Below are 23722 nucleotides of genomic sequence, written 5' to 3' on the forward strand. Positions count from 1 at the left end.
TTCGTGTCTATATTCTTTGTGGCAATGTACTCGAATCTTCATCTAAGACTACACCATTTTTATCAAAAAGGGTAATCAATCTTGAAACTTCCAATTCAAACATAACCTCGAAGTTATCCCACTCATAAATAGTATGCCCCTCGTCATCTCCATCAAGTAAAACAACTCTATTTGTTCGCTCATCTATATACAAGCTTGATCCATCCCAATCATACCCACCAATACAAAATAAAGAAGACCGAATGTGCAAAGATCTTTCCATTACATTCTTAATCAAGATATCAAATGGTTGCCTAGAATCTTCTATAGTTCCTTGATAATTACTTCTAAATCCATCTAAACAGAAAGTCGTTGTAAAAAGCTTTATTCCATTGGAAATTTTTAAGAACTCAAGATAATCGTTTGGAATATCCCTTCCTAGCTGAGTTTTCAGGAGTTCTATTTGTTTTTCCTTCAATCCAGGATAAATAGAATGGAGCCAAGCCTTAGGCGCAATATGCGGAGCTTTCCCGATCAGCAATGTTCCATTTTCCATACGTTCTATTCCTAGATGTTCAAATGAATAGAGCGCATCTAATGCATCTAAAACCTTCTTCATTTTAATTAATCACTTTTTATATTCTGTCGATAATTATCAATCATTTTCTTTCTATCAATTAGTTCCCCTGAAGTTGAATTGCGATAGTTTCCTGAGTGCTCCAGCAAATGTTCGTCTCCTTTCTTTACAAACTTAATATTGTTAGCATCTCCCGCCAAATCAGGATAATCTTTCACATTATTGATGTGATATCCAACATACCCTTTAGCTTTTCCAGCTTTCTTTAATTCACTTAGTTCTTTTTTGGTCCATCTTCTAGACCCCTCCCCTGTTGCTTCAACCAACTCCTTCTCCAATTGCCATGCATCTTTAACGGCTTTCCTTCTCGCATAGGCTATACTATAAATTCTCTTTGTAAGTCCTCTTTTCTGTAAAAAATTAGTCAGTGACTTTCCACCACCCTTCAAGAGATCATAAACAACCTGTGCATTTCCTGCCGTCGCAATCACTGCATTTACGGCCCCAGCAAAATCCTCTTCAATTTCCCTAGCTGTCTCAAATGACTCCTAGGCAGGATCATCCAAAGATGGTAAATTATTAATATACTTATCAGGAATCCTTACGGCTTCACCATCATAGTTGACAAAGGTTCCTGACAAACCAACAAGGCTCCTTGGTATACTAACACTTATAGGAATATTCTCATCACCACCTGGTCCACTCTTTATGAAATTAAACTGAACTTTAATATCATTAACTATTTCATCAAGTTTCCCAATTTTAAGTTTAGGTTTTCCATTTACAGTAGCCCACACAAGTCCATAATACTTAAACTCGCCACCATCCATGTCGACCCCGGCAACAGGGCTGTTACTAGCAAATTGATAAGGCGTCAACATTGGATATCCCTTTGTCAACGGATCAACCGACAAGAAGCGTCCCAAACGTGGATCGTAGATTCTCATCCCATAGTCCTGCTGGTTTCCCTCACCCTTCACCTCGTTGTCGTTTTCCTTACCATTGAACCCATAGCAATAGACTCCCTTTGTATTATCATGGGCATATATATCTTAATCCACCTTTACTTCTTTATATTCCCTCTATAAATATTGCCATCAACATCAATCATAAACAAAGCCCCGAAAGAAGAGCTAATCAAGTTAAGAGAATCTTCATGCTCGTATGGAGCCCAATGTTGTCCTTTATCAAAACTTATCCAAATCTCATTCGCTCGATTCTTCACATTTCTATTACTAACTGCCATTAAGTCAGATTCAACATCAATATATAAATTTGTGATATTTAGATCATCTGGTAACGTAATCTTGTTTTGCAAGTGAAAATCATTCTCTAATGAATAAATCATTATAACTCCTCCTTCCAAAAAGGCATGCAATTTAGTATCCTTGCTTGTTGGCTTCAGGTAAATCGGATTGTCGCCCAAGTTTACAATGCTCTTAAATGTTTTTCTCTCTGTATTAAATAGTAGGCCTCTATTATCTCCTTGGTTAAAGGAATAAGATCCCATGCAAACCAAATGTGCGCCTGAAGAAGATTTATTTAATAAATAGAGGCTTTTAAACCCTTCCTCAAGTGTATTTATTTCTACCCAGAAATTACCCGTACCTGATGATTTAAAAAACCTACCTGTTCCCTCTATCGATCCTTCAACATACAGAAAATCGTCTACTTTTAGAAATTTCCTTATTGTGCCTAATGGCGTGTTAATAACAGTCCAATTACGTCCCAAGTCTTGACTAGAAAACAAAAGTGTCCTCAATTTCTTTTCACTAAAGTCGTTACGGATAAAAAAGATGTTATTCCCGTCCACATCTATAGAGGAGATAGTACTGCTATCACTTTCATATAATGAAATATTTATATTCGCATCACTATTGATTACTTTAATCACCCCGCATCCACCTCCTTTGGCAAATGAACGAGAATAAGAAATCAAATATCCATCCGAAACCGAGTCGATTTGGCAAAACTCTATATTATTAGGGATTTTTGCAATTTTTGTTAATTCAATATTTGCAGGATTAAATGCGGTATGTTGATGACATCCCGCAATGATCATACAAGAAAAGATCAAAATAAATATCTTTATTCTATTCATCATCTTTCTTTAACTTTCTATATATATGAATCATAAACTCAACAACTCTTAAAGTAGCAGAAACAGGATGTTCTTTAGCGTGTTGTATATAGTCCCGTGTTACTTGCCTTACTTGCTTTAACCCATTTGGGCTTAACAAATCTCCTATACCAGGGGTTAGACCTATAAGTACCAAATCTTGAATAGGCAAATCCAATAATCCCGCGTTCTCATATGCATCAACATGGGAATCAAAAGCAAACTTCTGAAATCGCTTATTGTCCGTCTCAATTTCAGGGTCTGAATTTAACTTACTTTCCATTGCATTTTGTAAATTCACTAAAGCATTATCAAGCCATCTTTTACCAGCGATTGATAATTTAGAACGCAACTGTTTCGTAAATCTATTTACATATTTGTCTCCATAATCCAAATAATAATCAGGTGCTTCAGGCTGCCATGACCAAAGATCATCCATTAGCGTCTGGCGTATATTAAAGTCGCTATCTCGCCACTTATAGTAGTTAGTTGTTCCTAATACCCCTGGCGGCGCAGGGGTAGGTTTCAAATCGCCTCCTCTATAATTGATTTTTGTTGCGGAAATCACTTGACTTATTCGCTTTATACTTCCACTTGTTACTATTCTTTGTATGTAATGAACTTGTCCGTTTTTTACGGGTGCTGCACCTTCATTCCAAACGAATGAACTACTCATAATGTTTCCCTTGCCGTCAAATGATTGAGTTAAGACGTAAGCTTCCAATCCGTCTATATCTATAGCATCAACTGGTCGATTACTTGCAAATTGGTAAGGTGTCAGCTCCGGGTAACTCTTTGAAATCGGGTCCACAGACAGAAAGCGCCCAATCCTCGGATCATACACCCGCATCCCGTAATCCTGCTGGTTCCCCTCACCCTTCACTTCGTTATCATTCTCCTTACCATTAAACCCATACCGATACCCCCCACCATTAAACACCCTTCCCGGCATCTGCATTCCGAAAGGGTAATAATCCGTCGCGCTCAACAGCTCAGCATCATAATAATCAACCGTAGATCCACTACCGCGGGCGAGCTTCTTATTCGAAATGACCGCCAACACGTTACCGAGATGGTTCGTTAACTCGAATTGCTTAGTACCCAACGTATTCCAGCTCGTACTTACCGTGACACCGCTGCCAAGTTTCACACCCGGCCGGACCAGGCCCAGGCGCGAGCTCCCGTAAAGGTGTTGCTCCTGCCAGTAAACGCCGGACGGGTCTGACGCTGTATTACCGTATACCGCCAGGGTATTACCGCTTGCGTCCCTAACGTACCAGGTATTGTGTACGGTGCCGCCGGTTTCCGTGTATTTTTTAAATATACGGTTACCCGCCACATCGTAAGCGTATTCCAAAGAACTTCCGTCTTGCTTGGCAATGCGTTTGATCTTGCCATAAACCGTCCAGTCGATGTCCGTGATTTTGCCGGCAATGTCGCTTACAATATTACCGATTTTATCGTAATTGCAGTTGTCTGCGGAGCTTTGATTGTCGATATCTTCCGCGTAGTGTCTTTTTATGCCAAGGGGATGAGCGTATCTGACATAGAAGAGCAAATAAGGGAAACCTATAAATTTGACGTTTCCACGGCCACTATCAGCCGCATCACCAGCCGTGTGACTGAAGATATTGTCGCCTGGCAAAACCGACCGTTAGAACCGGTTTATCTCATCGTTTGTATGGATGGCATTGTGTTCAAGGTACGGGAGAACAGCAAAGTAGTGAATAAAACCGTCTATATCGCTGTGGGCCTGAAGCGGGATGGCCTCAAAGAAGTGCTAGGGATGTGGCTGGGTAAGAATGAGTCAGCCGCTTATTGGATGACTGTACTTACTGATCTGAAGGCCCGTGGCCTGGAAGATATTCTAATAACGGCCACCGATAATCTTAATGGCTTCACTCAGACTATCAAATCAGTGTCCCCTCGGTCTGCCACCCAGGTTTGTGTCGTACACCAGGTCCGTAACAGCTGACGCTATGTTGCCTGGAAAGATAAAAAGGAATTTACCGCAGACATGATAGATGTTTATGCCGCACCGACCAGGCAGGCTGCTATGGCTGCTCTTGATGCCCTGGATGCTAAGTGGAGCGCAAAGTATGCCTACGCCATCAAAAGCTGGCGTGAAAACTGGGAGGAACTGACTGTCTTTTTTGACTTCCCCCTGGAGATCAGGCAGATCATCTACACAACAAATCTCATCGAAAATCTAAACGGTAAGATTAGAAAATATACCAAAAACAAGCTATCCTTCCCTACAGATGAAGCCGTGCTTAAATCCGTATACCTGGCTTTGCGGGAAGTATCAAAAAAATGGACCATGCCCATTAGAAACTGGGGCATGATCCTGAATCAGTTTTTAACTATTTTTGATAAAAGGGTGAGAATCTAATTATTACTCTGATTCCCCGATTTTTAAGTTTACACACTTATTGAAATAGTCCCCTAAAAAATAAGAAAAGGGGCAAATGCCCCTTTCAAAATTTCACGAAGTGAACTAAATAAATTCGTGCTTTCAGCACTCAATTTTTCGCCCCTTTTTTGCCCTGCGAAGCAGGGTTTTGATTTTCTTTATTTTGGCATCCAAGGAACTTGACCACCATTGCCTAACATTTCTGATATGCTATCTATATCTTGCCAATGCGGTTTGGGATAATTGTTTGATTGCAAATAATTATCAAATTCCGATTCGCTTGAAAAACCTTGTTTGATATTCTTTTTTACATCAAAAATAAACCAAGCCGCTTTTATATACTTATAGTCTAACAAAGTACTGTCGCCACAATATGCGTATATAATACTATCTATTACAGACACATCCTTTACATTTATAGCATTGTCTATTTTTCCATAAGATATATACCAATTGCTACTTTCTAACTTTGGGTCAATTTTTTTAGCTTCATAAGGCTTTATTAATGGTACTCTAATCCAATCCCAACCGCCTGTTTCGGTATAAAACTTATCCACTTGTTTTTGTTGGTCTTTGGCTTGCCCATTATCGCTTTGCCTCCAACAGCTTGTGAGCAAACTCAGCATTAAAAGAAAGGTTGCAAAAACTATCGGTCGCTTGTCCATGTTGCTTTTACTTTCATTTTATCGTTACCACCTACCACATCGTGATAAGGCACACCTAATACGCTTGATGCTGCATTGTACTGCCAAGGACGGTTGCCGCCTCCAAAATAAACCTTGCCTCCCTTTTCGGGGCGTAGGTCTAAATTATCAACAAACTTGTAGGTAATGTGCATTCCTCCTTCTGCATTCAACTCTACGGCTGCCTGTACATTCACAGAGCGCACCACCCAAGTCAATGGGTTGCCTGCTACTTTCCAAGTTGCTGCACTATTTTTTGAGAATGGGTTTAAACTACCTCGTTTGCCGCCAAGCTGAACACCTTGACTAAAATTATAAGTTCCTGCTTCTTTACCTTTTAATCTTTCTACAATTGAGTTCTCAAAATCCACAATTGCAGGGTCTTGTTTTACTTTATCAAGCAAACCGCCTGTGAGTTCGGTAGAGCCACTTTGCAGTATTGAATTTAAGCCTACGCTAAATATATTGTCTGACTTGCCATTTACACCAAACATACTTGCTACCATACTCCGAGCCTGATGCCCCCAACCAGAACCCTTATAAGCCTGTGAGCTTCCGTTCCAATCATAAACGCCAGGTCTTACAACCACACCGTTTTCATCTGATGAATTTCTGTTAATAAACCATTCGCCATCATTTTTTTGAAGCGTACCACCCGTACTATGTGTTTTTTGATACAGCCAAGCACCAAACTTTGTATTAAAGTCGCCTAATGGGTCGGTATATATTATGGGATTATCTTTAAATGCTGCATAATCACTAATGCTAACAATTCCTTTCGGGTCTAAATTCCAACGCCTTGCAGTACGAGGGTCGTATTCCCAAAAGGTTGCTGTGTAATGGTTTCCGATGCCTGCTACTTCATTTACCTTCTCTTGAGTTTGGAACCCGAACCGATACCCACCACCATTAAACACCCTACCCGGCATCTGCATTCCGAATGGGTAATAATCCATCGCGCTCAACAGCTCAGCATCATAATAATCGACCGTAGATCCACTACCGCGGGCGAGCTTCTTATTCGAAATGACTGCCAACACGTTACCGAGATGGTTCGTTAACTCGAATTGCTTATTACCCAACGTATTCCAGCTCGTACTTACCGTGCCGCCGCTGCCGAGTTTCACACCCGGCCGGAACAGGCCCAGGCGCGAGCTCCCGTAAAGGTGTTGCTCCTGCCAGTAAACGCCGGACGGGTCTGACGCCGTATTACCGTATACCGCCAGGGTATTACCGCTTGCGTCCCTAACGTACCAGGTATTGTGTACGGTGCCGCCGGCTTCCGTGTATTTTTTAAATATACGGTTACCCACCACATCGTAAGCGTATTCCAAAGAACTTCCGTCTTGCTTGGCAATGCGTTTGATCTTGCCGTAAACCGTCCAGTCGATGTTCGTGATTTTGCCGGCAATGTCGCTTACAATATTACCGATTTTATCGTAATTGTAATTGTTTGCGGAGCTTTGATTGTCGATATCTTCCTCGTAGTGTCTTTTTATGCCAAGGGGATGAGCGTATCTGACATAGAAGAGCAAATAAGGGAAGCCTATAAATTTGACGTTTCCACGGCCACTATCAGCCGCATCACCAGCCGTGTGACTGAAGATATTGTCGCCTGGCAAAACCGACCGTTAGAACCGGTTTATCTCATCGTTTGTATGGATGGCATTGTGTTCAAGGTACGGGAGAACAGCAAAGTAGTGAATAAAACCGTCTATATCGCTGTGGGCCTGAAGCGGGATGGCCTCAAAGAAGTGCTAGGGATGTGGCTGGGTAAGAATGAGTCAGCCGCTTATTGGATGACTGTACTTACTGATCTGAAGGCCCGTGGCCTGGAAGATATTCTAATAACGGTCACCGATAATCTTAATGGCTTCACTCAGACTATCAAATCAGTGTTCCCTCAGTCTGCCACCCAGGTTTGTGTCGTACACCAGGTCCGTAACAGCTGCCGCTATGTTGCCTGGAAAGATAAAAAGGAATTTACCGCAGACATGATAGATGTTTATGCCGCACCGACCAGGCAGGCTGCTATGGCTGCTCTTGATGCCCTGGATGCTAAGTGGAGCGCAAAGTATGCCTACGCCATCAAAAGCTGGCGTGAAAACTGGGAGGAACTGACTGTCTTTTTTGACTTCCCCCTGGAGATCAGGCAGATCATCTACACAACAAATCTCATCGAAAATCTAAACGGTAAGATTAGAAAATATACCAAAAACAAGCTATCCTTCCCTACAGATGAAGCCGTGCTTAAATCCGTATACCTGGCTTTGCGGGAAGTATCAAAAAAATGGACCATGCCCATTAGAAACTGGGGCATGATCCTGAATCAGTTTTTAACTATTTTTGATAAAAGGGCGAGAATCTAATTATTACTCTGATTCCCCGATTTTTAAGTTTACACACTTATTGAAATAGTCCCGGGCTTTACTGTTCTTAGGCACTATACCATTGTATAGTATCAATTTCTTTCAATTCAATGTTCGTAATTTGGTTGGTAGTCAAAAGCTGAGTCACCCGCTCTGTGCAAAAAATAAGTAGAGTCCCTTGAGGACAAAAAAAATCAGACCCATCCCATGTTTCACTTTCAAATTCATAACCTGTAACAAAACCTGATCCTTTAGGCCTATTTAATTCACCACATTTACCCAATACCTGAAAGCCATAATATTTTTCATTTCTTCCTTCAATGACTATTTCATAACCGTTCCAGCCAGTTACACCAGCATCATTCAATAGCCTATGTACTCGTTCAGATATTGCAAAATTGAAAGGGTCTTGAAAATACACAATATCATATAACCTCTTTCCCTCGCTGACTTTAACTAAAAACGGTTCTTTAAAAGAATGTTTGCCCAGCATTAAGTCTTGGCCATTGTAATCGTTCAAAGATTCAACTAATATCTCACCTTTCTTCTGTGCCCACTGAAAACTATAAAACTTATCCATAATTAAAATCCGTATTGCTTCATTAATGATTCTCCAAAACTTTGTATTTGCTGACCTGTTCCATTTGGATTGGCTCTAAAGAAGTTTGACCGAGCATTATTATATGCTCCTGCTGCACTTCTATGCGCTCCTCTTTCCCACCAAACTAAATTTTTAGGGTCATGGATATTAATGCCTGCCTTTTGAAAATACGATTGAAATTTTTGAGCTTGTGGGAATATGTGGTGTGCATCCATGCCAACCCCGCTTTTCCCTGTTAAAACCTGAAGGTTGTATCTGTAATTACTTGCTGTAAATGATTTGAACGCTTGTGTACTCGTCTTAGCGGCAACTACTTCTACACTATTAGTACCTCCCGTCTTAGCAGCATTACCTTATTTCATCAACTATCTTCATTATTAAATTGTAATTCTAACGAATTACTTAAATACAAATCAAGAAATTCCGAGAAAGTGTTTGCTATTTTTTATACTCTTTACCACATAGGATATATACTTCATTATTCTCCGTTTCCTCTTGACTTAATTTAATTGCATATACAAATTGATTAAAACTAAAATTTGCAAAAACAAATAAATCTTTAATTACAATAAGATTTATAAGAGATTGATGATTTGGAACCCCTTCCCATTCTTGAAACTCCTTTGATACTTTTTTTATTTTCTCAATAGAATAAAATTCATAAAGTTCATCTGTATATTCTTCACCTGTTCCATTTAGCATCTTGAAATACTCTTTTAAGCCATTTGGGAGAACAACATTGTTTTACTGCTCAAATGATTGAATAGACGCTAAATCAGCAGGGTGGAATTTATCCAGGCTTTCCTCTTCCCATTTTAGTTTAAGTTTTTCTAACTGACTCATATTTACTTAATTGTTCCAAGTACTATATTTATCATTTCCAATCTTTGGGATTGAACTTTTAATGCTCTTTCTATAAGTTGGTTGCAGGTACACCACCCGTTCCATTCAAAATTCAAGTAGCTAAAAATAAAACAGCTTATAGCAAGTAAAATATAAACCCTGCACTATTGACCGGGTTTATATTCTACTTTAAGACTAATATGTAATTTCTTTACCAATCAATTTCTGCGTTATTATCTCCTTTATACTCCAAACCTAATTTTCGCTTTTCATACCACAATTCATTAATGTGAAAAACGGACTCTCCTTCCTTCCTTGCCATCAAAAAGCCCTTTTCTTCAAAAGAAACTAATACTTGATCTATCAAAGAAAACGGATACCGAGATTTATCAAAATTATTTACATACCCACTTAAGAAAGTCAGATATGGCCATGACGATGTTATAATGCGATGATTGCTGTTAGCATCAATATCAAACTTCATTTCAATACCATCCCAAAACAAAGTTGCTCCTCGGCCATGGAATCTATAATTAATAACTTCATTATTAATTTCTAAACTCCCAATTTTGGGAAAAGCCCTTCCTGATTCGTTATATGGAATATCCTTAAGTTCAAATTTTTGCACCAAAAAATCATTGAACAAATGGATTCTATTCGCATACTCAAAAAGTACTTCCTCAAAAAAAAGACTATCAAAAATCATCCTTAATTTCTATTTTAAATTCTCCATTTATTATATACGCCATTTTATCTTTATAAGATTTCGTTGCTTCCTCTACAGATAAAAGGGTTACATCTACACTTTTCTCCAAGTCAGAAAATGCTTTTAAGCGGTTATGATCATCTAGTATGTAGGTCTTTCCTGCATATTCAACCGCATAAATTGGGTCTGCTAACAACTTTTTCAAACCTTCACCTCCCCCTGTTATCACCTGCTTGAACTTCTCAACCTGGAATAAAGCACCTTCTTCCATAGTTATAAATTTCCGAATCCGACTAGCGCCATAATTTACTAGGTGACTGTATCCCGCATTTTGAACACCAATAGTACCACTTTCATCTAAAAGCTCTGCTCCAAATCGGCCTGCTGCTGCAATAGTGGGAGTATATCTATAATATTGTATAGCCGCACTATAAATCCAAGTTCCTGAACCAATTAAAGCTCTTGCTATCATACCTACAGCAACAGTAGTGGTAGCTCCCAAAGTAACTTTACCCATCCCCTCTGCCAGATCATGCATGTTCTGCCCTGGTCTAAACGCCTGCCACTCATTGTCTTTCCACCAATAGAAATGGTAAGACTGAGCTCCCTTCATTATACCCACGTTGATTATGTACGGCTGAGCAAATATCCAATTTCTATCTAACAAAAATCTCTCTCCATGCTCAAATACCGTCCTCTGGCCCTGTCGGTTTACATCCATGACATTACCCGTAGGCTCCATGCCATCCAGATCAATTGCATTTATGGTTGTATTTCCTGCAAAATGATATGGAGAATAGAATGCATACAAGCTCGTTAATGGATCAACGCTCAAGAACCTCCCCAACCTCGGATCATACACCCGCATCCCGCAATCCTGCTGGTTCCCTTCTCTTTTCACCTCGTTATCATTCTCCTTCCCGTTAAACCCAAATCGGTAGCCAAATCAGCGTTACGCCAGTTATATTACAAACTCACAATTCAATTAAACACACTAAAATATATCTAGTAAGACTCATCGGTAGTTTCGCCTATAAAATCTGAATGTCCAAATACCCACCCTTTACCTTTCTCAGACGATATAAAGTACCAAATCCATTTTCTACCACCAAATGTATAGGCCATTGAACTAGCATCAAGATAACTAATTTGCGAACCGGCGGACAAATGTCCAATTATAGAAGAATTAGTATCCGGGCTAGAATATATATCGATATCGCGGTATACACTCAATGGAATACTTGTCTCATTATCAGAATTGACTGAATTATACGAAATACCTGGGAAACCCTGCAACAGCTCTTTGAGTAATTTAGAAGCCTCCAATTGAATATATTTACGAACGTCGATGGAATCCTTTAGAAGTTCTATAAAATCACTTGACTTCCTTTTCCGCATTCTGTACGCTTCACCAGAAAAAAGAACTGTAATCAGCTCCATATCATCATATCCTGTTTTCTGCAAAACATATTTTCCGGAATCAACAAAATAAAACTCGGAGAAGCCGAACGCCTTTCCTCCATCTTCAAAGAGCGTATATACAATTTTTAGCGGCACATTCTCATTTCTATACAAAGAAATCCACATAGTATCGTAATTATCGCCTAATAAAAGATACTTTCTATCAATTATAGAATTATCAAGTTCCTTTTCTACAGAATCTATCAAAGCGTCAACAAAAAATACTGTATCCATGGAAATTCCTGTAGATACTCGTACCACAGGTACACCGACTAACATACTTGAATCCTGTTCTATTGAATTGACCTTCTCTTCAGTATTGGCTACATTACATGCAAATAAAAGCACCAAGAAAAATAAAAATCTATTCATATATCATGCTATTTGTCTATTGAAACTTCATCTAAATGTACTTCTTTGTTACTTTTTTCGTCCTGATAAACTTCTGTCTCACCTTTGTAACTATAAGGACTGTCATAGCTGGCTTTCCAGCAGAGGCATCATTTATATTGTCTATCGAATTTGCACCCTCATCCTTTGAAAAACTTTTAGTGGGAAATGGATGAGCTGTACCAAACTCAACTTTATTAGTTGCTAAAATCCTAGAAGCGGTATTTTTCTGGATAAGCTTCTCTAAAGCGAAAATTGAGCGACAAAGATACGGAAGCTTCAATTAGAAAAAGCATCAACCCCATAACCCAACACCACAAAGGATTATAGGCAACAAAAAATCTTGCTGACGTACTGTGTACCACAACCTCCTTTTCGGTTTTTTTTCGTTTCGGTTTTTATGGTTTTCGGGGCTTCATTTTGGGGTGGTTTTGCCTCCTCCAAAATCGGTAAAATTCAATCGGTTCGGGGAAAGGAAGAAAAGAGAGAAAAAAGGACGATTTGAACCTTAAAAATAAGAAAAGAAGCTGTCTCATAAATATTGAGGCAGCTTCTTTATTATTTATTTTACATTATTTGCCCATTCTGATAATGATCACCAAATCTTTCTATTATAAATTGTATCATTATTGTGCAGAAATAAAAATTCCATATTCTTTATTTTATATTTATTAAGGTAATTGGTAAAATCTGTCATGGAGTCATTAGATACATCTGTAGTTTTATTTTTCAGTCCTACATAAGCTGTAATAAATCGTATATCTCCTTCACTCCACTTATTCAAAATTACATAATCCACTTTATATCTTTTTGAAACTAAGGATTCAAAATCAGGGTCATCAAAATTACACCCTCTTTGTATTTCATTTCCTGTTAAATCATATAACCTCCAGTCACCTTTTGGGATACCATTTTTATAAACAAAATAGCTAGACATAATTCCATTTTGATAATAATATTGAACTTTACCACTCAACAACCGACCTAACGAATCATAACTTTTATTATCCTTTATATGAATTTCAGGATCTTTAAAAATTTGAGTGCACGAATGAAATAAAATAAACAACGACAATACAATATAATTCTTCATAGTACAAGATATTTTCTTGATTTAATGTTCGCGATTATACAATTTAAAGCCCATCATTATTGAATATTTATCCCTGGGCTCATCTCCTACCCCTGTTGTTGTTGTACCGTTCATGGTATCTTGATTATCATCTGATTTTTGCAATAAATATTTTTCACTAAATCCATACAATCGTCCCCAGTATCTATAACTTATATTACCATAATCATCATAGCGTCTTAACGTACCTCCCCAAAGTGTCCATTCTCCAATATAAGTTACTGCAAATACCGGAACATCAGAAGTATTCGACCTCTTAGTACTCTTAGTATCATATGGTCCGTTATCTGTAACCTGCGTATAAAACCAATACTTCCAAGGCCCCGTTTTAGTAGGTAAGAAATGGCTATTCCCATCTCTTAATACTTTCATAAATGTACCAGTCATATCATAAAGGTCTGCTTCAAAAACTGGCTGGCCAGCAAGAGTACCTCCTTTGCCTGTTTCTGCATTAAAACTTAATGGGTGATTTGATGGCAAAGACTTACCGGTAATTCCTTTCTTTACACTAGGATCTTTCACTTTGCTACCAACTTCATATAGAAGCACACGAGCTGTCGCCCAAGGATCTTTAGCATTATAATTGCTAGCTAATTCATTAACTGTATAAATGATATTTCTTGGATCTCCCCCTTTTTTTGTGAAGGCATTTAATTTCCAACCTGAGTTTTGCGTATATAATACTGTATCATTCCCTAATCGATCAGTAATCCCAATAGGGTTATTTGCAAAAGTGGCATATGATGACTCATATCTCTTTAATATAGGATCAATATTCCATCTCCTTCCTATCCTCGGATCATATTCCCAAAACGGTGCTGTATAATGATTTCCGGAGCCGGATATTTCGTCAACTTTCTCCTGGCCATTCATCCCGAAACGATACCCCCCACCATTAAATACCCTTCCCGGCATCTGCATACCGAAAGGGTAATAATCCGTCGCGCTCAACAGCTCAGCATCATAATAATCGACCGTAGATCCACTACCGCGGGCGAGCTTCTTATTCGAAATGACCGCCAACACGTTACCGAGATGGTTCGTTAACTCGAATTGCTTATTACCCAACGTATTCCAGCTCGTACTTACCGTGCCACCGCTGCCGAGTTTCACACCCGGCCGGAACAGGCCCAGGCGCGAGCTCCCGTAAAGGTGTTGCTCCTGCCAGTAAACGCCGGACGGGTCTGACGCCGTATTACCGTAAACCGCCAGGGTATTACCGCTTGCGTCCCTAACGTACCAGGTTCGTGTACGGTGCCGCCGGCTTCCGTGTATTTTTTAAATATACGGTTACCCGCCACATCGTAAGCGTATTCCAAAGAACTTCCGTCTTGCTTGGCAATGCGTTTGATCTTGCCGTAAACCGTCCAGTCGATGTTCGTGATTTTGCCGGCAATGTCGCTTACAATATTACCGATTTTATCGTAATTGTAGTTGTCTGCGGAGCTTTGATTGTCGATATCTTCCGTGTAGTGTCTTTTTATGCCAAGGGGATGAGCGTATCTGACATAGAAGAGCAAATAAGGGAAACCTATAAATTTGACGTTTCCACGGCCACTATCAGCCGCATCACCAGCCGTGTGACTGAAGATATTGTCGCCTGGCAAAACCGACCGTTAGAACCAGTTTATCTCATCGTTTGGATGGATGGCATTGTGTTTAAGGTACGGGAGAACAGCAAAGTAGTGAATAATTGTCTTTAGATGCCATTTTAGTTCCCCCTGATTTAAAGAAAGCATTCAATTCAGTGGAATAAGTCTTTGTAAGCGCTTGAACTTCTTTAAAACTCAACTGTCCTACCCCTTAGCAGCTTCCTAATTCTTCCTCTGTTATTACCTCACAATACTCTTGCAAACTTTTTAATTCATCTTCTGTTAAGTGATCTAAGCCAAATGTGAAAACATATTCCCCGTCCTCAGATTCATAAACAAAATTATTGGTAAAATCTTGGTCTCCACTTAAATCAAAATTAAAATATTCTCCTTTAAACATTAGTTCTATTGACCTATTTTCAAAAACATATTTCACAAAACTTTTAGTAATAAGTACATTACAATAATTCAAGTAATCGAAAAAATTCAATCGGATACCTACAATAGTTTTGTCATTTTTTCTTAGCCAATCAAAGAAGCCAATAAAACCTTCATTGCTTTTGGAAGTTGAGTCAATTTTATACAATTTATTTTTGAGTATAATAATATCATTAATGTAAATTGATTTGCAGAGAAATAATTTAAATGTATTTTCTATAAATAAAATCAGGAGCATATTTATTTACTTTGATAAGTGATCTAATATTTGTGCACGAATTGCTTGTGTTCCTCTTGGATTTGGAACTCTATTAATTAATTCACGATAAGCTTGTATCGTTTCTTTTGTAAGCCCCTCTGGCAACTCGACATTCTTAATATTTTCAAGAACGGCTTGTGCTCCTTTCTCATTTGTTCCAAAAAGTTGTCTTAATCTTGCAGCGTTCTCTCCCCCAACCATAGTTCTTAATTCTCCTGTAGTTTTACTAGCTGCATTACCCCCTTAGCGGCTGCTGTTTCTGATTCTACGTTTTGAAGCGTCGTTGAAACATTCTAACCCTTAATCCTTAGCATTCCAAATGCCTTATGTAATATTCCAACTGTAGCCAAGTCAACCAACGCATCTTTCATTTTCTCAGATTGAATAACCTTCCCTTCTTCCGTAGTTGCGGGATTGTGATCCAAAGCTCCATATATTGAAGTTGCAAATGCAAATTTACTTACAGCATTGGTGACGGTTCCTCCGGTTAAATAGAAATCTAATGCAACTAAAGCAGCGACGCCATAAAAGATTCCTTGTCTGGTACCTAGCTTGAGCGCCCCTTTTGCTCCTTCGGTTGAAAAAACATAAGCATTTTTAGGTATTGGGTGCCTAAGTGCATCGGAAGGCATGCTTAAATGCCCACCGGGGGTCAAATAAGCACTTTCGCCACCATCTAAGTCAATACACTCGATAGGCCTGTTACTCGCGAATTGATAAGGCGTTAATTCAGGATAATCTTTCGCCAACGGATCCACAGACAGAAAGCGCCCTATCCTCGGATCATACACCCGCATACCATAATCCTGCTGATTTCCCTCCCCCCTTCACCTCGTTATCATTCCCCTTCCCATTAAACCCATACCTATACCCACCACCATTAAACACCCTACCCGGCATCGGCATTCCGAAAGGGTAATAATCCGTCGCGCTCAACAAATCTACATCATAATACGCAACCGTCATACCATCACTTTCATAAACCGGGATGCGCTTATCGCTGATCGTGGCTAACACGTTGCCCGATGGCTCCCGGAGGTACCAGGTCGTCTTCGTGGCCTCGCCCGGCGGCGTGAAGGCTTTCGATACCCGCTGGCCACTGGCGGCGTAGCGGTAATCGAGGATGCCGCCACCCGATTTCGTGATCTGGCCGATCTTGCCGTACACCGCACACCGTCCAGCCGATCTTGTCGATGCCGCCGGAAAAATCCTTGACAAGGTTGCCCACGCGGTTGTAGACGCAGGCGTCGCGGGCCACCGCGCCTCCCCATTCCGGAAGACTCCTTCAGGTAATGCCCGTTCACATCTTCAGCTAACCCTGCAAGGTGTAGGCATAATCGATCCCCTGTAGCTACCTATTGAGAGAAAACGAACAGCCTGACCTTTTAAAAGACACAGCTATGCTCAAACGGTTCCGGGTAATTCGAAATATCTTTCTCGATCTGTATTGGATCTCAGTAAAATGACTATTGGCTCACACATCATGCTACTGCGCAAGCAGAAAAATATCTCCCGAGCTCGGCAAACGCATCAGCACCTCCGGAGATATCATCGGGCGCTATGAACGCGATGCCATGATGCCTTTCATTGAGGTTATTATTAAAATTGCGGATGTACTGGATATTTCAATTGACTTCCTGGTGGATAAAACAAACCTGGTGCTCGATCAGGCTACGCTTAAAAGACTGGAAGATATTAACGCCCTGGCACCGGATGCAAAACTTATATCGTTGAACATATCGACATGATGATTCGCGACTTTAAAAACAAAACGGCTTATAGTAAATAAAAAGCGCAGCCCACCTGGACTGCGCTTTACTCATATATTTTCAAACTATACTCTGGTTCAAATTCTTCCATTTAAGAACCTAGAATACAATTCACCTATAAAAACCTTACAAAATTCATCTGTAAAGTACAAATGAAGAGCATTTCCTAAATCAAGTTCATGGATCCTCACATTTTCTTGTTTAAAACGACCCAAACTTTCCAAAAGCAATTCCATTTCTGGATTCACTTTACCTCTATCTTTATACCCCTCATATCGAAACTTATAAAGTTCAAGTATTTTTTCTCTATTATATGCCCCTGTATCTTTGTACTGAACATTTTCAGCGTAAGGCAACGCCTTACCATAGTGAGATTTGTAAAAATCTTTAAACTGAATAAAATCCATAATAAATTAATCTTTCTTGACTTTTTCTACTGATGCTCCAGTTACAATTCCAGGTATTAGTACCTCTCCTTCATATTCATACATTTCGGTCTGAGATGTGGGAGAACGTAATAGCCGAGAGATTTTAAATCTTCTGGATAAAACAACCTCGTTAGAATAATTCTTGCCGCGAGCAAATTCTTGCTTAGCAATGCGTTTGATCTTGCAGTAAACTGTCCAGTCGATGTTCGTGATTTTGCCGGCAATGTCGCTTACAATATTACCGATTTTATCGTAATTGTAGTTGTCTGCGGAGCTTTGATTGTCGATATCTTCCGTGTATTGATTATCGGCAATGGCATCCAGCACCTACTGCAACCTATTGTGGAGCAATTTTCCTTCTGAGTCGTAACGGTAAAAGAAAGAAATCTAATAGTATCATATTCCTCGCTTCAAGATAATTACGGCCGGAGATGAAACCAAACGGGGTTTTCTATACAGACAACAAAGGTGTTTACTTAGCAACTACAAGTATCTTTAAAGATGCGTACAAAAAAGAAAAAAACACTATAAGTTTTGCTACGCAATCAGGCTAAAAGACTTTCTCTACTTCATTTCTTAAAATTCAAATTGATAGAAATATTATTATAAACAAAGGAGCGGCCTCAATATTTATGAGACAGCTCCTTTTTTCTTTCACGAAGTCAACTAAATAAATGCGTGCTTTTAGCGCTCAATTTTTTCGCCCTCTTTTTTACCCTGCGAAGCAGGGATTAAAATAATACTTTTAATTTTTATCGTTTATATACCAATTATCTTTATAATGATTGAATACATAGCCTTTACGGACAATACTGTCACTTATGTTTTCTGAAAGTCTTAAATAATATGCTGGTTCATTAGGTCTGTAAGGGTTAATAAAAACATTTTCTGAACTATCTACTGACAACAGATAAAAATCATATTTTCTAATTTCATTAACTGCGTTGGTTATTTCGTTATCCGTTAAATAATCAGGAATACTATTTTGTATTAAAAGAGACCTACTAATATTCTTTATTCTTTTCTGTGAAGTATTGAACTCTACAAAATATAAAGGTTTGTTTTCTCCATATCTCCCGACAGCATAAACAATTTCATTTACTCCCTTGCTCCTTTGAAAGATAGAAATTCCCTTTAAGTTGTTGAAATTTTCATTATTAAATTTTGAAATAAAACCGTCAATATCATTTTCTTTCATACTTCCATTTGAGCAAGATGATAAAATAAGGAATAATAGAATAACATTCTTAAAAGCTATCATTATCTGCTACCTCCTTTTTTCTTTATTTCAGCTTGGTGCCTTAATTCTAAGATGGTTCTATATTTAAATTGTTGAGCGTGAAATGCACCTTTTTTAATAGAATTTTGGTCATCTTCCGAATCCCATTTTGAAGGATAGCCATTTGAACCTGAATTCATTTTGCTATTAAAATGCGCACCAAGTTGTAGAGTAGCATAACTAAATCCTAAAGTAAATCCTGACGCAGCCCATAAATAGTTGCCAAAATTCATATGATTATGTACAGTATAATCTCCTTCGGGTAAAAATAGCATTGGAGAAGGACTATTGAGAGGGTCGCTACTTGCACCTTGTGAAGCATATTTTGTAGGTATTAAAGAATATGAATAATCAAAAGGTTGCCCCCCTTTACTTTTCTTGTAAAAACTTCTTAAACTATTTTTATTATCATATTTAAACGCACCTTGTGAAGTAAGAATTCCTTTTAATTCACCATTACTAACAAAAATAAGTTTATCTATGATACCATCTCTTATCTGTTGGGCATCGGCTTGTGGGTCTGCAAATTCAAATCTTAGACCATCCCAAATTTCTTGCTTGTTCTTGCCTTTACCTATGGATTTCATACTTCCATACGAACCAATTTGACCAAAAGCATCAGTATCAAACATACCTAAATATTTTCCATCTGATTTATTAAATCTATATGTAGTGTCCCCTAAAACATCAATATTGAAAATGGGATTATTTGCAAAAGTTGCATAATTAGAAATAGATGGATGGGGTTTTGGGTCTGTGTTCCACCTGCGACCTAAACGGCTATCATACTCCCAAAACTCCGCTGTATAACTATTTTCCTCTCCTTTAATCTCATCTGATTTCTCCTGCCCATTAAACCCATACCTATACCCCCAACCATTAAACACCCTTCCCGGCATCTGCATTCCGAAAGGGTAATAATCCGTCGCGCTCAACAAATCTACATCATAATACGCAACCGTCAAACCATCATTTTCATAAACCGGGATGCGTTTATCGCTGATCGTGGCCAGCACGTTGCCCAGGTGGTTCGTCAGCTCGTAGGTGCGGCGGCCTTCGGAGAGCCAGCTCGTGTCGATATCGAAGGTCGTACTTAGGTCCAAGCCGGGGTTCCACAGGCCGAGGCGGCTGCTGCCGTAGAGGTGCTGCTCAAGCTGGTAAAATAACAAAAGTCTGACACTATCTGACACTATCAGAATATCTAATAATGCAAATGACTTTTATAAGCCTTCCCATAATCTACATAATATTCAAAATTATAATTGCCTTCTGAGTATCCACTACTTAATAAAAAAATATATTTTTTCTCTCTATTGTGGATAGTATCTTTCAAATATTCATTTTCATAAAACTCAAAAATTTGATTTGTACTATCCTTACTTACGAGTTCAAAAAAAGTAAATGTTTGATTTGGGTATGCCGTCCCTTGCTTAATAGGCAAAGCACTTAAACATTTTCCATCTTTAGGAATAGAATAAACAATGCACCCATCTTTATCATACTGTTTTTGACCGTTCTTTTGATTAAAATAAACAGTAACCTTTCCAACATATCCACTTGGAATAAAATGCTTTTCGCAATGCAATGTGTGATCGCATGACATCAGCATAAAACTTAAACCAACAACAATAACCCATAAACTTATTTTCATACTAAGGAATTTTTTTCCAGGTAAATCTCTCGCTGGAGAGGCATTGGATATTTGAGCATTATAAGTCGCAGGACTCACTACAACATCATTTCCATTTCTATCCTTGGTATAAACGCCATTAAAATTTCCATCTTGATCTGTAGATATCTTGGTATTAAATGTTCTTGAAAGAGATAGCTCTGAACCTGATAGTGCTTGAAGTATATTACTTTTTGCAGGCGAAGTATAGGCGCCTATAAACAATTTTGTACCCTTTGCATCTTCAATAAATGATTCAAATGCAGGAAAACCTTTCCCAATCAAACTATAAGAAACATTTATATATCCATCTGATATATGATTATCTATAGATGTTTCCCCTGTCCAAACTATCGGTTGATCAATCAATGAACTAATCGGGTCAAGTATAGGAAAGGGTGCAAGTGGAGCCTGCCCCTCAATTCTGGCCTTTACTGAAACTTCACTCCCATTACGTTGTGCATTCCACATGATAACTTCTGGATTTACTATTGGCGCGGTCTTCAATGCCTCACCTGTTTCTCCATCATACCTTATTGTATTGCCAAATTGCTTGGCAACTGTTAAGGTAGCTTTTGCAGCAGATATATCTAAAGTCATTGCAGTGGACACTTTAGTCTTGATCATATTATCTGACAAAATAGAAAATCCACGATGATCTCCAGAATACTTATACTGCCCTCCGCTAGCTATCTCTCCGAAAAACTCCCAAGGAGCAAAACTTCTTTGGTGTATAATATATTTTTCTAGCCCATCTAAATCTATACTTCTAATTACATCCCCCTCAGCGTACGAATATGGACAATTCCATGGATAAGATTTCGCCAACGGATCTACAGATAATTTTCCAATTCTGGGATCATATATCCTGAACCCATAATCGTATTGGTTTCCCACCCCTTCGCCTCGTTATCATTCTCCTTCCCATTAAACCCGTACCGATACCCTCCACCGTTAAACACCCTTCCCGGTATCTGCATACCGAAAGGGTAATAATCCACCGCGCTCAACAAATTATCCCCATTCCCCGACTTTTGAATTTACACATATTTTACTAGATAGTGTCGGGGCTTTATGTTTAAAGTAAATTTTGAGTTCTGAAAAACTGCTCCATATCCGATTTAAACCGTTCCTTGTCAAAATCCTTGACTTTCTTAAGCAAAGTATCTAAATTATTTAAAGACTTTAAAATCTCTAATGCTAATATGCGAGTGCTCTCGTCGTTGGTGAAGCTTATGAATTTGTGATATAACGCTCCTTCTATCTTTACACTGTAGTTAAAGTATTTGCTCATTTCAAACTTCTCGCCCGTATGCTTATTTGTCAATAATTTGTGTTCTACATATTTGGGCTTAAAACCTCTGTATAAATGCTCATAGTCTTTTGGCATATTCACAACATAAAGAATGATTTCATATTCAAGGATACTATCTCCGTAATCTTGCTTACCTATATAGGTATTTATTCTATTAGTTAATTCGCTAACTACTTTCTCTGTATTCGTACGAATAGTTTCAGAAAGAGTAATCTCGAATAACCTTAAACTAATAACAAACTTCATTCTATCTAAAAATTTTATTGCCCGGAGGTAAATGTCCGTGTTGGAAAAAATAGTTATAAATAGCCGTCTTTTCAGCAACTTTGATTTGTACTTGATTACCAAAAAATAACTTATTCTCCTTTACACCCCCTACCCTATTCTTTCTAATTCACCCAGTGAATATCTATCACTTTTTGAAGAAGTTTCACCATATTTCCATACTGCACCAGTATTCAAATGAGTAGTTGAATTTGCCCTGTTACCCCACGTTAAAACCGGATATTGTCCCTAAGCATTTGCAGTAAGAGAATACCCATAGCCCTGCGGACCAACATTTCGTCCGCATTAGTTATACCCTTAGCGGCATTACTCTTTCAGTTCGTCAACTATTTCTTGCAATCGTTCTTTTGTTATCTCTCCATTTATTTCGGGACTGGATAATTCAAATATAGTTTCCTGCATTTTTTCATCTGCAAACTCCATATCATCTCTACATTCAATTACATTTGCCCAATTTGTTAGAGTTTCAAAATTGATTTCATCATTTATACTTCTTTTCAAAAGATTGGATAAATCCTCTGTACTTATTTTAAACAAGGGCTTTTCAATATCCCAAGGATATTGAGATAGCTCTTTCTCTAAAACTTCAATATTTCCTTGAAGCAAAACCAAATCTTTTAATATCTCTATTCTGTTTCTCATATTACATTTTGGATTTAATGTGAATGATACTTCCATCAGGAGCGAATGTCGTCTTCAACATTTTGAAAGTTTCCCCTTGTGGATTCACCCATTTCTGATACAAGGCACGTGAACCTGGGACTTTTCCTGGTGATGTGGCCTTAAATAAATAATTCCCATCTTCTAACAACTCAAAAGATGCATTTGCTTTAGAGTTTGCAGGAATTTTACTTACAAATTGGCTGTTATTGCTCTTAACTGCTCCTTCTAATATGTTTTCTCCCGTCTTAGCGGCTTTTTGTGTTACTCTTGTTCTATACCTATATCCTTAGCCCAAAATTCCATTTTTTGACCTTCGTAAAATTCTAAATAAAAATAGCCTCTACCATTTTCCGAAACCTCAATTAGCTCTCCGTTAAGTTCAACTCTTCCTCTGTATAAGTTATCGAGAGTTAGTCCCTCTATTTCTTTTACATTAAAAAAATCCACCGTAGTTATTTTGACCTCTGTGAATTTTAAAGACAAAAAAAGACCGTCAATCAGACTTTTGAAAACGATTAATAATATACTATCAGAGTACGATATCTTTTCACAACTGTAATCATTGTGAAAGTCGTAATAATGATTATTGTAATCATACTGCGCTAAGTTTTTTATAAACTCTATTGATGTCGCTAGTTTCATATTAGTTACCAAATTTTTCCAAGTATTTTCTAATCGTTCTTACATCTTGTTGCGTCATTGGAGACCGCCAACACGTTACCGAGATGGTTCGTTAACTCGAATTGCTTAGT

Annotated in this window: 29 protein-coding genes and 4 pseudogenes; 4 read left to right on the forward strand and 29 right to left on the reverse strand. The window is 38.5% G+C overall.

Annotated elements, in window-relative coordinates; translation table 11 throughout:
* Nucleotides 1–7 precede the first annotated feature (7 nt).
* The 5 genes from COR50_RS20545 to COR50_RS20565 are packed head-to-tail and all read right to left on the reverse strand — an operon-like array spanning nt 8 to nt 4233.
* A complete protein-coding gene (locus tag COR50_RS20545) occupies nt 8–598 on the reverse strand; it encodes an SMI1/KNR4 family protein (RefSeq protein ID WP_098195741.1) in 591 nt (196 codons plus the stop codon).
* Nucleotides 599–603: 5 nt separating this feature from the next.
* Nucleotides 604–1047: a hypothetical protein gene (locus COR50_RS20550; protein WP_198405726.1), complete on the reverse strand. Its 444-nt coding sequence runs from the start codon at nt 1045–1047 to the stop codon at nt 604–606.
* A 57-nt stretch (nt 1048–1104) separates the two neighbouring features.
* Entirely contained in the window at nt 1105–1605 is a 501-nt protein-coding gene (locus tag COR50_RS20555; protein WP_098195743.1) for an RHS repeat domain-containing protein, read from the reverse strand.
* Nucleotides 1606–1619: 14 nt separating this feature from the next.
* Nucleotides 1620–2660, reverse strand: coding sequence for a hypothetical protein (locus COR50_RS20560; RefSeq protein WP_157761032.1), 1041 nt, complete (start codon nt 2658–2660; stop codon nt 1620–1622).
* A complete protein-coding gene (locus COR50_RS20565) occupies nt 2650–4233 on the reverse strand; it encodes an RHS repeat domain-containing protein (RefSeq protein WP_232516218.1) in 1584 nt (527 codons plus the stop codon). Before COR50_RS20565 ends, COR50_RS20560 begins: the two co-directional genes overlap by 11 nt.
* Between COR50_RS20565 and COR50_RS20570 the strand changes: the two are divergent.
* Nucleotides 4207–5067, forward strand: a pseudogene (locus COR50_RS20570) (IS256 family transposase). The gene COR50_RS20565 and the pseudogene COR50_RS20570 sit on opposite strands and share 27 nt — an antisense overlap.
* Before the next feature lie 179 nt (nt 5068–5246).
* Here COR50_RS20570 and COR50_RS20575 read toward each other — a convergent pair.
* Nucleotides 5247–5753, reverse strand: a complete 507-nt coding sequence (locus COR50_RS20575) for a hypothetical protein (RefSeq protein WP_157761033.1) — start codon at nt 5751–5753, stop codon at nt 5247–5249.
* Nucleotides 5735–7306, reverse strand: a complete 1572-nt coding sequence (locus COR50_RS20580) for an RHS repeat domain-containing protein (RefSeq protein ID WP_098195747.1) — start codon at nt 7304–7306, stop codon at nt 5735–5737. The genes COR50_RS20575 and COR50_RS20580 overlap by 19 nt, the downstream gene beginning before the upstream one ends.
* Between COR50_RS20580 and COR50_RS20585 the strand changes: the two genes are divergently transcribed.
* Complete coding sequence (locus COR50_RS20585) at nt 7280–8140, forward strand: IS256 family transposase (protein ID WP_232516219.1); 861 nt, start codon at nt 7280–7282, stop codon at nt 8138–8140. The two genes, COR50_RS20580 and COR50_RS20585, sit on opposite strands and share 27 nt — an antisense overlap.
* Before the next feature lie 67 nt (nt 8141–8207).
* Here COR50_RS20585 and COR50_RS20590 read toward each other — a convergent pair whose 3' ends face one another.
* From COR50_RS20590 to COR50_RS22640, 9 genes and pseudogenes are all read right to left on the reverse strand, one after another.
* Entirely contained in the window at nt 8208–8720 is a 513-nt protein-coding gene (locus tag COR50_RS20590) for a hypothetical protein (protein WP_098195748.1), read from the reverse strand.
* Between the two features lie 2 nt (nt 8721–8722).
* Nucleotides 8723–8971: pseudogene (locus COR50_RS20595) on the reverse strand (DUF2380 domain-containing protein); the annotation flags it as partial.
* A gap of 208 nt (nt 8972–9179) precedes the next feature.
* Nucleotides 9180–9470: pseudogene (locus tag COR50_RS20600) on the reverse strand (hypothetical protein); the annotation flags it as partial.
* A 325-nt stretch (nt 9471–9795) separates the two neighbouring features.
* Nucleotides 9796–10290: a DUF6896 domain-containing protein gene (locus COR50_RS20605; RefSeq protein ID WP_098195751.1), complete on the reverse strand. Its 495-nt coding sequence runs from the start codon at nt 10288–10290 to the stop codon at nt 9796–9798.
* Nucleotides 10280–11215: pseudogene (locus tag COR50_RS20610) on the reverse strand (RHS repeat-associated core domain-containing protein); the annotation flags it as partial. The gene COR50_RS20605 and the pseudogene COR50_RS20610, both read right to left, overlap by 11 nt.
* Before the next feature lie 80 nt (nt 11216–11295).
* On the reverse strand, nt 11296–12123 hold the full coding sequence (locus COR50_RS20615; RefSeq protein WP_098195753.1) for an SH3 domain-containing protein: 828 nt from the start codon (nt 12121–12123) through the stop codon (nt 11296–11298).
* Between the two features lie 613 nt (nt 12124–12736).
* Nucleotides 12737–13234, reverse strand: a complete 498-nt coding sequence (locus tag COR50_RS20620; protein ID WP_098195754.1) for a hypothetical protein — start codon at nt 13232–13234, stop codon at nt 12737–12739.
* A 21-nt stretch (nt 13235–13255) separates the two neighbouring features.
* Nucleotides 13256–14386, reverse strand: coding sequence for a polymorphic toxin type 44 domain-containing protein (locus tag COR50_RS20625; protein WP_157761035.1), 1131 nt, complete (start codon nt 14384–14386; stop codon nt 13256–13258).
* Nucleotides 14383–14880 carry a hypothetical protein gene (locus COR50_RS22640; protein ID WP_232516395.1) on the reverse strand — a complete coding sequence of 166 codons (498 nt, stop codon included), beginning with the start codon at nt 14878–14880 and terminating at the stop codon, nt 14383–14385. The genes COR50_RS20625 and COR50_RS22640 overlap by 4 nt, the downstream gene beginning before the upstream one ends.
* On the opposite strand from COR50_RS22640, the gene COR50_RS20630 reads away from it, so the two are divergent.
* Nucleotides 14794–14976 (forward strand): transposase, encoded by a 183-nt coding sequence (locus COR50_RS20630; protein WP_232516387.1) that lies wholly within the window; start codon nt 14794–14796, stop codon nt 14974–14976. The genes COR50_RS22640 and COR50_RS20630 overlap by 87 nt on opposite strands.
* A 100-nt stretch (nt 14977–15076) precedes the next feature.
* On the opposite strand, the gene COR50_RS20635 is transcribed toward COR50_RS20630, so the two are convergent.
* The 4 genes from COR50_RS20635 to COR50_RS20650 all read right to left on the reverse strand — a co-directional run bounded on the left by COR50_RS20635 (nt 15077) and on the right by COR50_RS20650 (nt 16780).
* Nucleotides 15077–15541, reverse strand: a complete 465-nt coding sequence (locus COR50_RS20635; RefSeq protein ID WP_098195756.1) for a hypothetical protein — start codon at nt 15539–15541, stop codon at nt 15077–15079.
* Nucleotides 15542–15547: 6 nt separating this feature from the next.
* Nucleotides 15548–15763 (reverse strand): hypothetical protein, encoded by a 216-nt coding sequence (locus COR50_RS20640; RefSeq protein WP_098195757.1) that lies wholly within the window; start codon nt 15761–15763, stop codon nt 15548–15550.
* A 92-nt stretch (nt 15764–15855) separates the two neighbouring features.
* Nucleotides 15856–16359 (reverse strand): RHS repeat-associated core domain-containing protein, encoded by a 504-nt coding sequence (locus tag COR50_RS20645; protein WP_098195758.1) that lies wholly within the window; start codon nt 16357–16359, stop codon nt 15856–15858.
* The gene (locus COR50_RS20650; RefSeq protein WP_157761036.1) at nt 16346–16780 is read right to left on the reverse strand and encodes a hypothetical protein; all 435 of its coding nucleotides are present in this window, start codon (nt 16778–16780) and stop codon (nt 16346–16348) included. Before COR50_RS20650 ends, COR50_RS20645 begins: the two co-directional genes overlap by 14 nt.
* Nucleotides 16781–17031: 251 nt before the next feature.
* Here COR50_RS20650 and COR50_RS20655 point away from each other — a divergent pair, with 251 nt between their 5' ends.
* Nucleotides 17032–17310, forward strand: a complete 279-nt coding sequence (locus COR50_RS20655; RefSeq protein ID WP_098195760.1) for a helix-turn-helix domain-containing protein — start codon at nt 17032–17034, stop codon at nt 17308–17310.
* A gap of 98 nt (nt 17311–17408) precedes the next feature.
* Here the strand turns inward: COR50_RS20655 and COR50_RS20660 are convergent, their stop codons facing one another.
* From COR50_RS20660 to COR50_RS20700, 9 genes are all read right to left on the reverse strand, one after another.
* Entirely contained in the window at nt 17409–17738 is a 330-nt protein-coding gene (locus tag COR50_RS20660) for a hypothetical protein (protein ID WP_098195761.1), read from the reverse strand.
* 6 nt (nt 17739–17744) lie between these two features.
* The gene (locus COR50_RS20665; protein WP_098195762.1) at nt 17745–18086 is read right to left on the reverse strand and encodes a hypothetical protein; all 342 of its coding nucleotides are present in this window, start codon (nt 18084–18086) and stop codon (nt 17745–17747) included.
* Nucleotides 18087–18504: 418 nt separating this feature from the next.
* Nucleotides 18505–18957 carry a hypothetical protein gene (locus COR50_RS20670; RefSeq protein ID WP_157761037.1) on the reverse strand — a complete coding sequence of 151 codons (453 nt, stop codon included), beginning with the start codon at nt 18955–18957 and terminating at the stop codon, nt 18505–18507.
* 62 nt (nt 18958–19019) lie between these two features.
* Nucleotides 19020–20054, reverse strand: a complete 1035-nt coding sequence (locus tag COR50_RS20675) for a polymorphic toxin type 44 domain-containing protein (protein ID WP_157761038.1) — start codon at nt 20052–20054, stop codon at nt 19020–19022.
* Between the two features lie 185 nt (nt 20055–20239).
* Nucleotides 20240–21535, reverse strand: coding sequence for a DUF6843 domain-containing protein (locus COR50_RS20680; RefSeq protein ID WP_098195765.1), 1296 nt, complete (start codon nt 21533–21535; stop codon nt 20240–20242).
* A 5-nt stretch (nt 21536–21540) separates the two neighbouring features.
* Nucleotides 21541–21708 carry a hypothetical protein gene (locus COR50_RS20685; protein WP_157761039.1) on the reverse strand — a complete coding sequence of 56 codons (168 nt, stop codon included), beginning with the start codon at nt 21706–21708 and terminating at the stop codon, nt 21541–21543.
* 77 nt (nt 21709–21785) lie between these two features.
* Nucleotides 21786–22268, reverse strand: coding sequence for a hypothetical protein (locus COR50_RS20690; protein WP_098195767.1), 483 nt, complete (start codon nt 22266–22268; stop codon nt 21786–21788).
* Nucleotides 22269–22613: 345 nt separating this feature from the next.
* Nucleotides 22614–22949, reverse strand: coding sequence for a hypothetical protein (locus COR50_RS20695; protein ID WP_098195768.1), 336 nt, complete (start codon nt 22947–22949; stop codon nt 22614–22616).
* Nucleotides 22950–23231: 282 nt separating this feature from the next.
* Nucleotides 23232–23612, reverse strand: a complete 381-nt coding sequence (locus COR50_RS20700) for a hypothetical protein (RefSeq protein WP_098195769.1) — start codon at nt 23610–23612, stop codon at nt 23232–23234.
* Between the last annotated feature and the right edge of the window lie 110 nt (nt 23613–23722).

Origin of the sequence: Chitinophaga caeni (assembly GCF_002557795.1) — a bacterium.
In the GTDB taxonomy this organism is placed as follows: Bacteria; Bacteroidota; Bacteroidia; order Chitinophagales; family Chitinophagaceae; genus Chitinophaga; species Chitinophaga caeni.